The following is a 13,735-nucleotide window of genomic DNA, read 5'->3' on the forward strand; positions in this document are numbered from 1 at the left end:
GTCTTATTGTTTTTGTCGTATCTTTAGAACTGCACAGAGATGCCTCCGGTGAAGGAACGAACCTGCGCATAGGATGATTCAGAAGAAGTACCCCAGAAGCCGCCACGAGGGTCGAAGCCCTTGCGCTTGCTCCAATAGTAGAGGTTGTCGCCCGATACATATACTCGCAGGTTGCTCAATCCTAAACTATTTACCCATTTTCGTGGGAAGGTGTAGCCCAGGTTGATATTCTGCAGGGTAAGCGTGGAAGCATTCGTCAGGAAGCGGTCGGAAGTGATGGCCGAACTGGTATCCACATCCTTCACGGCATACTGGAAACGTGGGATATCAGAATTGGTATTGGTTTCTGACCATGCCTTCAGGATATCCTTGTGCAGGGAGAATCCGGTGTTGCCGGAAGATGGATTACCCATCAAAGCCTTGTAACCGTAGTCGATGGCCTTGCCGCCCAGACTGTAGTTGAAGGTGATGGAGAAGTCGAAGCCCTTGAATGCCAGGTTGCTGCTGAAACCTCCATAAAGGTCTGGGTCTGGTGTACCACAGTTGAAATAGGATGCCGTAGAGCTGGATGTGGTGGTGGTCAGTTCGCCGGTAGCCTCATCCTTCACATACCAGGAAGACTCACCATCTGCCGTAACTCCGGCATATTTCTTCAGGCGGAAGGTGTGCATAGGCAGACCCTCGCCATAGAAGTAAGGATCGCTTACGTAACCTGGATGTCCATCGAGCATACTGCCCTTATTGTCGTCGTTGAGCATCGTAATCTTGTTCTTGTAGTGGGTGGCATTGAGGTTGATCATCCACGAGAGGTCCTTGGTGCGGATAGGCGTAAAGTGCAAATCTACCTCCACACCGCGGTTGACCATATCACCCACATTGTCATAAGAACCGGTATAACCGCCAGAGAATGGCACATATACGAAGCAGAGCATATCGGTGGTCTTGCGACTGAAGTACTCGATGCTACCCGTGATGCGGCTCTTGAGGAGTTCAAACTCGATACCTGCATTGAAGTTGCTGTTGGTCTCCCAGGTAATATTCGGATTACCCACGGTGTTCTGCACGAAACTTACCTCGCCATTGAAATTGCTGAGATAATAAGTATCGGTATATCGGTAGTCACCGATAGCATCGTTACCCTGCTGACCCCATGAAGCCTTCAGCTTCAGCATATTAATCCAGGAAGACTGGAACCATTTTTCCTTGCTCAGAATCCAGGCTCCGCCAAAGGAATAGAAGTTACCCCAGCGATGGTCGGGATGGAAGCGGGATGAGGCGTCTCTACGGTAAGATGCCTGCAGGAAATACTTGCCATCGTAATCGTACATCAGTCGGGAGAAATAACCCTCGGTGTTGTAATTGCTGGTGTTGCTGCCGTTGGAAATCACCTTCACGGCACCATCCAGCTCCTGTGCTCCGAAGTAAGAGAACATCTTCTCCTTGTCGCCACTCAGGTAATTGTACATGTACTTATAGTTCTCATGACCCAGCATCAGGGTAAAGCTGTGCTTGTCAAACTGCCTGCTGTAGTTGGCTATCTGCTGGAAGTTAACAGTATAGGTCTGATAATCGGCCTTATATACATATCCACCCGGATAAACCGTTGCAGTATTTCCATAGAAAGGCTGGGTGGTCTGTGTATTCTTCCACTCATTGTCGGTCACGGTGCCGTTCAGTGTCAGCTTCAAGCCCTCGACAGGGGTGATATCAGCAAAACCATGGAGGGTGAACACATTGGTAAAGGTCTTGTTGGCGTTGAGTTTATCCGTCTGCAGGAAGTTTCTCAGAGGTTCCAATCCCGTAGGACGGTGTGCACCGCCATTTCCACCATCACCATAGTCATACATCTTGCCATTCTCATCGGTCATGATGTTGCCTTCGCCATCACGCAGATAAACCGGATAGATAGGTGCAAAGCGGGTGGTGATACCGAAAACCGTCTGGCTACCATCGCTCACATCGTTCTGGTCGGTATGAGCAAAGTTGACATTCGCTCCAACCTTCAGCCAGTCCTTAGCCTGGTAATCAGCCTTGACACGGGCTGTATATCGCTCGAAATCAGAGTTATATACGATACCCTCGTTCTTCAGATAGCCCAGGGAAGCATAGTAGGTCATCTTGTTGCTACCACCGGTAATACTCATGTTGTATTCCTGGCGCAGCGCATTACGGAAAGCCTCATCCACCCAGTCGTCAGGGGTAAGGGTATAGAACTTGCCGTTGTTATAAACACGATTGCCCAGAGTGGCATTCGGGTTCAGGCGGCCGTTGGTTCCAATGAGATACTGTCCCTCAGGAACGGCATAGACCACATAGCCCAATCCGCCCTTGTCGCTTGTCTTGCCCATGGTTTCGTTGGCAGCAACATGCGCATCGAAAGCCGACATGCCCTTATCGCGTACATTATAATTATAGAGAGCCTTGTAATAGGTTTCATAATACTCGGCAGGGTCGGTGATGCGGTCGTAATCGATGGTGGCACGACTGTTGCCGCTCCACTTAGCCTCGAAGCTGATGGTAGCCTTCTCAGCCTTACCCTTCTTGGTGGTAATCATGATAACACCATTGGCACCACGGGCACCATAGAGGGCGTTGGATGCCGCATCCTTCAACACGGTGACACTCTCCACATCGTTAGGATTGAGGTTGTTCCATCCGCCATCGTATGGAGCACCATCCACGATAATGAGCGGAGATGTTCCGGCGTTGATGGAACTGAAGCCACGGATGGCAAAAGAAGGAGTGGCTGTTGGCGAACCGGAAGTATTGGTCATCTGCACACCGGCTACCTCGCCCTGCAATCCGCTGAACACATTGGTGAGCTGCTTTTTCTCCAGAAGGTCGCCTTTCACTACACCCGCAGAACCCGTGAAGGATGATTTCTTCTGCTCGCCGTATGCCACCACGATGACCTCATCGAGCTGACGGTCCTGTGACTGCATGTTGACCTTCATTCCCGATGCCGCCTTCACGGTCTGTGAATCCATACCAAGATAACTGATTACAATCGTTTCTCCTTGTTTAGCACTCGGCAAGCTGAACTTACCATCAATGTCGGTCACGGTTCCGGTTTTAGAACCTTTCACCATGATCTGTGCACCCACTACAGGGTCTCCATTTTCATCGAAGACCTGTCCCCCAACCTGTCCGGAAGACTGTGCCAGCACTTGCCCCGAAGCAGCCAGCAACAGGGAAGCAAATAAAACCTTCATTTTCATATATCTTCTCTTCTTATAATTATTATCTCTTATAATACTCGTCTCTTTTCCTCTCTTTATCTTGAATATACCTATTTTATATATTGCTACGTTATCCATTACAAGTTTTACATAAAATATGTATTCAGATGCAAAGGTAATATAAAATCCGTTAACAGCCAAACAAAAATCACAATAATTGCCGTTTTGCATAGCAAAAAGATACATTTCACTCAAAACCAACGTATTAATGCCATTTTTCAAGATTCAAATTCCCGAAAAAGGCAACAGATTTCTGCCCGTAACACCATTGTCGCAGCGTTATAACAATGTGTGGATGAACGGAGGAGCTGTGCCTAGCTCTGAGGCTGATTCCAGTGCATTCTCCTTCGATATCATCCCAAGTTCGCAGATTGATAACCTTACCATCGTGAAGAATGCCAAGGATGGCAAGTTCAAGCTTCAGAATGTATATTTTGCTGGTATGGATGCCTTTGGTGCAGATGGCTATACTCCTATCGTAGGAAGCCCATTGCTCGATGCCGCAAGTTTCGCCGGTTGGACAGGTTTCGACACCGTAACCTACATCGGAGCCTTCGATGGCAGCAACAACAGGATGAGCGGTTGACCCAACTTTGATCCTCAGAATGCGAAGTACTAGAAATCGCTAATTTCTATTTTGACTATAAGGTTTTCTTTTATTGGGGCATGGCGCAGTGATTTGCGCCATGCTTTTTTGTTGGGTTATGGAGGGCATTGATTAGAAAACATTTCTATTTTTGATGTTAACAGAAAGTCTTGATTGCAATCAACAGCCACTTTTAGAGTCGTTGAGGCTGCTGATCGTAATCAACAGATACTTTTAACCTCATTGAAGCCATTGACTGCAATCAATACCTACATTCATGTGTCGTTGGGACCTTTGATTGCAGTCAAAGGCTACTTTCAATTGCCGTTGGATGTTTTGATTCCTGATTCCATGCCCGCAAAATGTAAAGATGCCTGCTGATTCCAGTTTATAGCAACTTTTTGTTTCAAAACATCCCAAAAACTAGCATCAAAATCATTTTTTATAGGAAAAAACTATCTTTTTCTCACAATATGATAAAATTTTCGTAATAAGGTGGCGGTTTTCTCGATAATTTTTATATTTTAGCCATTGCAATCGGAGGAATCCGACAACGCACATAACGAATTGTCAAATTAAAATCTTTAACATCATGAAAGAGATTTCAGACATCAACATCCAGCGCATGAATAACGGTGCGCATTTCACGTTTGTAAGTAACATTCTTGCACGTGCCGAAGCAGACTCTGCCGTCAAGGAAAAGGCTTCGGAACTAGTCAGTAATTTCAAGGCTGCAGTTACAGCAGAAGACGAAGCCTTGAAAATTTCACAGAAAAGTCTCTTGACTGATGATATAGCCAAGGCTGACAACGACCGTGATGCTCTATACGCTGGCTACAAGAAAGCCGTTGAAGGCTTCCTCGCCATGCCGGTTACCGACATGGCTCAGGCTGCAAAGGTCCTATCACAGCACATCAAGGACTACAAGATCAACACCGCCGGGCAACTCGACAAGGAGACAGGTCTTCTGGTCAACTTCATCACAGACCTAGAAGGCAAGTTTTCAGCACAAGTCATCACGCTGGGCTTGACGCCATTCGTAACCAACCTGAAGGAAGCCAACGAGCGAGTAAGAACCCTCACCCTGCAGCGCACCAACGAGAAGATGGGCATAACCGTAGGAGCATTGAAGACCGCCCGCACAGCCAGCGACGATGCTTACCGTGCATTGGTGAAGATGGTGAATGCCCTCGCCCTGGTCTTTGGCGAGAAGGACTACACCTCGTTCATCGACTACGTAAATACGGAAATCACTCACTACAAGCGTGAGGTGCTCAACCAGAAGTCTACCTCCCCTTCCACTTCGGGCGGCTCAACAGACGGAGGCGCCAAGCCGGGCGGTAGCGGCTCAGACTCTTCATCAACCGGCGGAGGCTCAACGACCGGCGGAGGCTCATCTTCTTCTGAAGGAGACGGCGGCGACGTTGGGTTGTAATTTTATAATTCAATGCTGCTCTCTTTTTGCGGGGAGCAGCATTGAATGAATCACATCTATCTGATAAAAATAGAATTCTATAATCTAAGTACACATTATAAAGACATTCATCTATGGTTACATTTATTGATTTAAATACAACAAATGAAGATCGGGAAAATGTAAATGCTGTAAAAAAGGCATTTGACTATGTTTTTCGATATACCAATAAAGTAAATGTACATGTTATTTTTAACTTTAAGTCACCAATAAACATTGTTGGCAATTACAAATATGTCATCTTCATTGATATCCCTAATGAAAATGGCAACTTTTTTAGGACACAAGATACCCATACTTATCTTCACAACTTAGCCATAGCAGTACGCAGTTATGAAGACAACTCCATCTTGGATTTTGATGAAGAATACATTTATAATTCCAACGGATTCTGGGATTACAGAAAAGCTATTGCCGAAGAAAAGAAGGCATTAAGAGACTTCGTCTATAATAACAGTGTTAAAAATGGAGAGAATCAGAGTGAAACGAGTTTTTTTAAAGACGTGAAACACTTTGATATAGCAATTTTTCATGCCATAAAATCTTCCTCTTGTAGTAAAAAAGGGAGCATCGGGAACTTGATATTCAATATTTCTGTATCGGTTTACAATATTGTATGTCAAGCTATAAAAGAAACATGGGGCAATGATATGAAAAATACAAATTGCCTCGTTACAAAATCAAAAGTGACCACTTGGGAAAACTTTATCTGCGATTTTATAAATATTAGCAATGCCAAGACGAATCAAGGGATTTTGACCAAAAAGAAAATAGAAGAAATTTCCAAAGCAAAAACTAGTATAGGGGTCAATACTGCAATAAACACAGCAGGAAATAAATTATGTATTGTTACAGGAAAAGCAGGAACAGGCAAATCCTTAGTTTTAATGAAACTAATGTACAATAAAGTTCAAAAGGATGAAGAAAGAAGAAACCATCGTTGCAGATTTCTTACCTATAATAATATGCTTGTGATGGACATTAAGCAAACCATCAAAGGCATGGGAGATTTCACGCCTTGCAATGCATCAATTTCTACTTTACACAAGTTTTTTCAAGACATATACAGACATTCGCCCGTCCGTGTTCTTCATATGGATGCAGCACAAATTCATCGACTTTTCTCAAAATGTCATTTGAGAGTAAGCATTATGGTCGTATTAATGGAATATTTCCATAAGTCCATTAATACGGATAAAAATATTGATGCCATGTTCATCTTCAACCATTTTGTTAAGAATGGACAAATTCGCATTGAAGACCAAAAAGAATGCGAGGAATTTTGCCGTTATCTCAACAGACTCAGCAAAACGGTTGAGTTTGATAATTTGGAAGAAAATGCCAAGGTCTACGAAGCCGACAAGAGAGAACTGTTTGATAAATTCTATGCAAATAATGAATTTCTCAATGGGTATAATCAGATTTTGGAAGAACTATACTTTATGTTTCACAATAAAGATGAATTTATTGAGAAATATGGAATGCGCACTGTATATTCAGAGTATGAAATACGAAATACACAAGAGTTTAAAAATAAATACGAAAAAATATACGACACCTTTTTGAACTTCGCAAGAACTAAGTTCATTGAAGAGAATAATCTTATAAGTGACGATGACATCGGCAATTTCTTTGAAGAAGAATCTCGCGCTATTCAAGATATTGTGGAAGCAAAAATTGCCGAAGGAAAAGAAACTGCTGGAACAGTATTTCAAGAGCAAATAAAGAAGATTTTAAGAAAAGTAAATTGGTCGGACTTGATACTGGTAGATGAGGCACAAGATTGTACCCCATACGAAAAAGCCCTGCTCTTAGAAATGCATGGCTCTGATAATTTTGTGGTAGCTACAGGTGGAAAAGATCAATTGATAAGAACTTCCCATGAAACAAATTGGACAGTACAATTTGGTAAGCAACTTGATTTCCAAAAAATACCTTTGACTTATGTGCATAGGCAAAAAGCAAATATAGTTAGTTTCATAAACGAATTTGCAAAAGAATTTAATCTTAGCACATCATTAAAGGCTTCGGATTCTATAAAGAATCAAGGTCATGTTATAATTGATGTCCGTGATGTTCCTAAAGGAGAAATACCTGCAGATATAATAGAAACGCTTTATCTACGAGGCAAAGACTATGGATGTAGTAACTATGAAAATATGATGTTTCTTTTTCCTGGAGGTGATTTTATGAAATACAATAAGAAAACAGATAGTAAGGATGTCTTTATTGATAAAAATGATACTATCCTATTTAAGGAACCGAGTTCTATACGTTCTTTAGAGACACAACTTCCAGGCTACCTAACAATCATTGATTGTACGGTCAAAGAAAAACAAGGATTACTAAATAAGGTGGGATTCAACAATACAAGATGCCTATTGTATGAATCTTGTCGTGGTTTGGAAGCTTGGAATGCTATGTGTATTGACTTGGATAAATTCTATCAGGATAAATACGTTAGCAATTTCGCAGAAGAATACGCTTCGGAAGCTATGGGATTGTTTAAAGATGAAGAAAGTAGAAACAAATATAAAGCACAGTATGCCGCTTTATGGATTTTTATGGCTATAACGAGAGCTATGGATACTTTATATATAAAGTTGCAAAATCCTTTTTCTGCTTTTTCAAAACGGATACTCAAAATTGCAAAGCATCTCCCTAACATAGAAGTATTAGAGGGTGAGTATTCTGTACAAAATAAAGAAATTGAAACAAAAGTAAACATAGACAACCTACCATACTAAAAGGCTCCAAGACATCTTTTGTGAGCAATCCCTCACGGACTGTGGCATCATCTCGTCTCACAAGGAGCACTGTTTCTGATAAAGATTCTCAAAATCCACAAACAAGCAGCATTTCGGTTCAGGAGAGGTTATACATCCACGGATATTCTCCCCGAGCCAGGAATATCTATATTGACATTGATTATATTCAGTAACAAGACTATAGTTAGCTAGCCTCTTTGTACAAGAGGCTAACTAACCCTATCATTCCTCTTCAATTATCCAATCCTCAATATTTCCCAGAGTAGAATCAAAGTTGATACCTACTTTTACTATAGGTTTCCCGCAAAGCGCAAAGCGCTGGGAATAGTTCTTGAGGTTGATTTGCTGCAAAGCCGTCTGGGCATCCCTGTTCAGCTTCAGCTCTATGATATAGAGACGGATGTCGGTCAACAGCACGATATCTACCCTTCCATTGGGAGTGTGCACTTCTACATCTACCACATAGCCAGTCAAAAGCGAGAAGATGATAAACAGCATCTGCTGGTAATGACCTTCATGGTTGGTGACATTGCAATATGGCACAGTTCCCAGAAAGGTCTGGAGCAGCTGTAATGCTCCGTCCATATCATCCTGACGGATAAGCACAGACATCTGAGCGATGGTGACATCTCCATTCTGGGCAAACATTCCTTCCAGATAGTTAGGAAGAAGACTCTCGAACAATCCTACTTTGATTTCCTTGTTCGGCAAATCAAGAGTATAGAGCTTGCTGGTCTTGTCATAATCTTTGATGGTAAGATAGCCACTTTGGTATAGCAAAGGGGTTATGGCCGTCATGTTCTCTGTCGGGGCATCAAAGGCTGATGATTTGGCATACATCTTTCCAAGAGTTGCCGGCAAGACATGAAACTTCCGCATCATGTTAATCAAGTAGGTTGGAGTGCCGGAAGCGAACCAGTATGAACCGAAATCCTGATTGGCAAAGCAGTTGAGCAGACTGAACGGATTGAATATATCTGACGATTGGGCAGAGAAATGATAACCATCGTAGTTCATTTTCAGTTCTTCGATGGCAGTTTCTCTTGTGGAGCCTAGCGATTTTGCCAATTCATCAATGTCGTCCGACATCTGGGTGAGCAGCTCCTCCTTGGTGATTCCACATATTCCCGAATATTCCCTGTTCATCGAAATATTGGTAATATTATTCAGTTCGCTGAAGATGCTGAGTTGCGAAAACTTGGTGATACCGGTGAGGAAGACAAAGCGGAGATATGGGTCGCAATCCTTCAATGGACTATAGAAATTACGCATGATATTGCGAAGATCCTTGAGATTGTCATCCTCGTGTGCTACATCAAGAAGAGGAGCATCGTATTCATCGATGAGCACGACCACCTTCTTTCCCGTTCGTCTGTACACATTCATAATCAGGTTTGCCAATCTCACATTCGGATCAACAGCATCATTTTCTATACCAAACTTCTTTTCATTCAAGCCGATGATATAGAGCAGGTATCTTTCCAGTTGCTCCTTCTCCATGTGTTTGCCCATAGCCATACTGAAATGGAGCACAGGATATTCTGTCCAATCCTGCTCCAGCTTTTCAATGGCAAGTCCCTTAAAGAGTTCTTTCTTTCCTTCGAAATAACTCTGTAAAGTAGATACAAGCAAAGACTTTCCGAAACGGCGTGGTCGTCCCAGAAATATATAGTTGCTGTCAGAATGTGTCATGCGGTAAACATATTCTGTCTTGTCGATATAGAGCCGGTCTTCCGTGCGAATCTTATCGAAGGTTTGTATTCCTATAGGATATCTTTTTCTTGCCATAATTCTACGCTTGATGATATTACAACTGCTTATCTTGCATAAAGCCACTGCAAAGATACGAAGTTTTTTTGGAAACTCTATTAAAAAAGAAGAAATATTGGGTTATCATTTTCAATAATAGCTCTCGGGAAGATATTTATCTCATTTTTTCCAAAACAAAAAAGAACTTGAAGAAGATGTTTCATATTTTGCCTACATGTTTCAAAAAGATGCATATCTATCTTCAAACGTTGATGTCCTGAAACAGGACATCAACCTTCATTTGTCTTAATCCATGAACTTGATCATGTCCTGGCGTCTTGGCTTTGCCTCGGGCGATTCGTCAGGATAACCCAGGGCGATGCAGTAGAGCAGTTTGTAATTCTTGGAGAATGCCATACGGTCGAGATAAGGCTTGGCTGACGGCGAATCCAGTATCCAACGGGCAGAACTGCCCAGGCAGCAGGAACCGATGCCCCTTGACCATGCTGCAAGAATGATGTTCTCGCCAAGCAAACCGCAATCAATCTGCGCCATATCATAAGTAGTATCGTAGGCGATGCAAACCACGCATGGAGCATTCACGAAGATGTTCTTGAAGCCCTTGCGCTCGGCTATCTTAGGATTATCCTTTACCACGGCCTGGGTTATCGAATCGATGATGGCAGGAGAATCTATCACTCTGATTTCGTACGACTGCAGATTCTGCCCGTTTGGCGCATGAATGCCGCATTTCAGAATCTCGTTCAGGGTATCGCGGCTGATAGCGGAATCCTTGTAAGCACGGATGCTTCTGCGACTCATCATCAAATCGGTTACCACACTTGCAGAGTCAACGCTGGTCATTGCCTCCGGCTGTCTGTTCTCATTGCAGGCAGTCAACATCAGTGCTGCTGCCAATCCTAAGAAAATCTTCTTCATATTATTATTAAACTTATATTGATAATTAGTATTTACCAATGTAGCGTTATTAGTATATACCGTGCAAAGATAGCAACAAATACTGATATTCAAGAAGATACATTATGATTTTTAAGAGTTTTTATCGGTCTCTCCGCCATCCTTTTAACAAGTATATATCATAATAGCCAAACATTTTCCACCTATTTTGCTAGAATTTCCCAAAAACTTCGTATTTTTGCAATGGCTTTATGCAAGATAAGCTGTTTATAAAATCATCAAACGTAGAATTATGGAAAGAAAAAGTTATTCTATAAATATAAATCGCATTGCACAATATGCCATGTATGCATATTGCATTTTCGCATTGTTTTCGCTGGCATTTTCTGTTTGCAGACAAGCGGGCTTATCCTTCAGAACAAGTCCCATCCTGATTCCAATAAGTCCCATCCTGGTTACCATCAAGCAACTGGTCTTGCAGCTCGCCCCTATAGCTTTATGGGGAATATTCCGCTACACGCTACCGGCAGGCGTAAAATTGCTACGACGCTGCAGCGAGTTGATGGTACTTTACTATGTGCTCTCATTCATCCTGGGCCAATGCTTCAATCTTCATCTCGTAACAATGATGCAGAACGGACAGATTACCCAAATGGCTTCCATACTCACCTGGACAGAAAGCACGACGGGCCTGATTTCCGTCATCGCCTCCCTGGTAGCCGGCTGTCATCTGTGCAGCAAGCACAGGGGCAACATGCGCAAACTGGGCATAGCCCTTGTCCTGGTTTTCATCGCATGGCTGCTATGCTCGAATCTCCTCCCTGCGGCAGTGTTTTATCTGGCAGGTAACACCCAGCAGGCAGCCTTCACCTGCATGAATCTCATCAGTATGATAACAACGACATCGGCTTATATATACGCATACTATAGGATGTTTCGGGCAATAAAAACTATAGGATGTATCGGGCAATAAAACTAAATAAATACAAATTCTCGGATATACAGATTACAGAAAGGTTATCAGTTTTACAGAAAGTGTTATCAGTTCTACAGAAAGAAATTTGCAATACACTGCAAATTTCACTCAGAAACACGAGAAATTTGCAATGCACTGCAAATTTCTCGAAAAAGTTTCGTATATTTGCAGCGCATTTCATTTTTAACAATCAAGATAGAATGCAAAATGAATAGCAAAGTGAATAAATAGAACATAAAGAGAATATGATAGAGCGCAAAGAATACATGAATCTCCTGGAGAAATGGAGAGACAAGAAGGCCATCAAGGTAGTAACAGGCATACGACGCTGTGGCAAGTCATCGCTGCTGAGGATGTTTAGGGAGAAACTTCTCTCGGACGGAGTATCCGAAGAACAAGTACAGGACCTCAACTTCGAGGATCTCGACAACGAACCGTTCCTCGACTATAAAATTTTGTACGCGCACGTAAAGCAGAACCTGTGCCCAGACAAGATGAACTATCTCTTCTTTGACGAGATACAGATGGTGGAAAATTTCCAAAAAGTGATAGACAGCCTGTTTCTGCTAGACAACGTAGACATTTACGTTACTGGCAGCAATGCCTACCTGCTCTCTGGCGAAATAGCCACCCTGCTCACCGGAAGATACATCGAAATCAAGCTCTACCCTTTCTCCTTCCGAGAATTCATGCAGACGCAGCCTGCCCATACTTCCCGAGAGCTCGCCTATCGCCAATACATCGAACTGGGTTCCTTCCCATACATTCCCCAAATCAGCCAAGACCGAGAGATGGTGCGTGAATACCTGTCAGGTCTCTACAACACCATCGTACTGAAAGACGTGGTGAGCCGCAAGAAGATAACCGATGTGATGATGTTGCAAAGTGTGGTAAGATTCCTTGCTGACAATATAGGCAACATATCCGTAATCAAGCGCATCAGCGATACCATGACCTCGCTGGGCAGAAAGACTACATCTCATACGATAGAAAACTACGTCTCTGCCCTCACCGACAGCTATATCTTCTACCCAGTGCAGAGATATGATGCCAAGGGTAAGCAGCTATTGAAGACTGGACAGAACCTTTATCTTGCCGACGTAGGTCTGCGCCAAGTCATCAATGGCACCAAAGGTGGCGACTTGGGGCACGTACTGGAGAACATCGTGTATCTGGAACTAGCACGACGAGGCGGAGAAATCTATGTAGGCAAAGCCGGTGATGCAGAGATAGACTTCGTGGTAATCATTGGTGAACACAAGGCATACTATCAGGTATCGCTCAGCGTAAGGGATGAGACCACGATGCAGAGAGAATTGGCATCCCTGAAGTCCATCTCCGACAATTTTCCAAAATATCTGCTCACTCTGGACAACGACCCCGTCCAGTTTCATGATGGAATCAAGCAAGAATATGTGCTCGACTGGCTTATGGAATGCTATGATTCACCTAAAAAATAAGACTCACATAGAAAAGCAATAATGGAAAAGAATCAGATTTTTGAAAATATTATGAGCCGTACATCGGTGAGAAGCTATACAGACATGCCTGTAGAGCCGGAGAAGGTGGAGAGGATGCTGCGTGCCGGCATGGCGGCTCCATCGGCATGCAACAAGCAGCCTTGGCATTTTGTGGTTATCAACGACAGAGAGATTCTCGACCAGATACCACAGTTCAGTCCTTATGCCAGCATGGTGAAGCAGGCACCACTCGCCATTGTGGTTTGCGGATGCCTGGACAAGACGCTGGAAGGCATCGAGCAGGAGTTCTGGATTCAAGACTGCTCGGCAGCCACGGAGAACATCCTGCTGATGGCTCACGGGTTGGGACTTGGCGGAGTATGGACAGCCCTCTATCCTCTGAAAGAACGATACGAGGGAATGCAGCAACTGCTGCATCTGCCCAAGACGATGATTCCGCTCAACACCCTCATCATCGGATATCCGAAGAATCAGGTGGCAGCAAAGGATAAGTGGAAAGAGGAGAATGTATCCTATAATAAATGGATGGAGAAAAATTCATAAT

9 protein-coding genes are annotated in these 13,735 nt (G+C 43.3%); 6 read left to right on the forward strand and 3 right to left on the reverse strand.

The features are described 5' to 3' along the window. Positions 1-23 precede the first annotated feature (23 nt). Positions 24-3,218 carry a SusC/RagA family TonB-linked outer membrane protein gene (locus F7D73_RS02215; protein WP_153122087.1) on the reverse strand — a complete coding sequence of 1,065 codons (3,195 nt, stop codon included), beginning with the start codon at positions 3,216-3,218 and terminating at the stop codon, positions 24-26. Positions 3,219-3,447: 229 nt separating this feature from the next. Between F7D73_RS02215 and F7D73_RS16130 the strand changes: the two genes are divergently transcribed. The 3 genes from F7D73_RS16130 (at position 3,448) to F7D73_RS02230 (ending at position 8,046) form a co-directional block, all read left to right on the forward strand. Beyond that, positions 3,448-3,825 carry a hypothetical protein gene (locus F7D73_RS16130; RefSeq protein WP_228117607.1) on the forward strand — a complete coding sequence of 126 codons (378 nt, stop codon included), beginning with the start codon at positions 3,448-3,450 and terminating at the stop codon, positions 3,823-3,825. 592 nt (positions 3,826-4,417) lie between these two features. Next, complete coding sequence (locus F7D73_RS02225) at positions 4,418-5,260, forward strand: DUF6261 family protein (protein ID WP_194256819.1); 843 nt, start codon at positions 4,418-4,420, stop codon at positions 5,258-5,260. A gap of 113 nt (positions 5,261-5,373) precedes the next feature. Then, positions 5,374-8,046 carry a DNA/RNA helicase domain-containing protein gene (locus tag F7D73_RS02230; RefSeq protein WP_153122088.1) on the forward strand — a complete coding sequence of 891 codons (2,673 nt, stop codon included), beginning with the start codon at positions 5,374-5,376 and terminating at the stop codon, positions 8,044-8,046. A gap of 243 nt (positions 8,047-8,289) precedes the next feature. Here F7D73_RS02230 and F7D73_RS02235 read toward each other — a convergent pair whose 3' ends face one another. After that, the gene (locus tag F7D73_RS02235) at positions 8,290-9,855 is read right to left on the reverse strand and encodes an ATP-binding protein (RefSeq protein WP_153122089.1); all 1,566 of its coding nucleotides are present in this window, start codon (positions 9,853-9,855) and stop codon (positions 8,290-8,292) included. A 267-nt stretch (positions 9,856-10,122) separates the two neighbouring features. Then, positions 10,123-10,755, reverse strand: coding sequence for a nitroreductase family protein (locus tag F7D73_RS02240; protein ID WP_153122090.1), 633 nt, complete (start codon positions 10,753-10,755; stop codon positions 10,123-10,125). 271 nt (positions 10,756-11,026) lie between these two features. On the opposite strand from F7D73_RS02240, the gene F7D73_RS02245 reads away from it, so the two are divergent. From F7D73_RS02245 to F7D73_RS02255, 3 genes are all read left to right on the forward strand, one after another. Further along, entirely contained in the window at positions 11,027-11,707 is a 681-nt protein-coding gene (locus F7D73_RS02245; protein ID WP_153122091.1) for a hypothetical protein, read from the forward strand. 248 nt (positions 11,708-11,955) lie between these two features. Next, entirely contained in the window at positions 11,956-13,170 is a 1,215-nt protein-coding gene (locus F7D73_RS02250; protein ID WP_153122092.1) for an ATP-binding protein, read from the forward strand. Positions 13,171-13,191: 21 nt separating this feature from the next. After that, entirely contained in the window at positions 13,192-13,734 is a 543-nt protein-coding gene (locus F7D73_RS02255) for a nitroreductase family protein (protein ID WP_153122093.1), read from the forward strand. Position 13,735 lies beyond the last annotated feature (1 nt).

Source organism: Segatella copri (genome assembly GCF_009494395.1).
In the GTDB taxonomy this organism is placed as follows: Bacteria; Bacteroidota; Bacteroidia; order Bacteroidales; family Bacteroidaceae; genus Prevotella.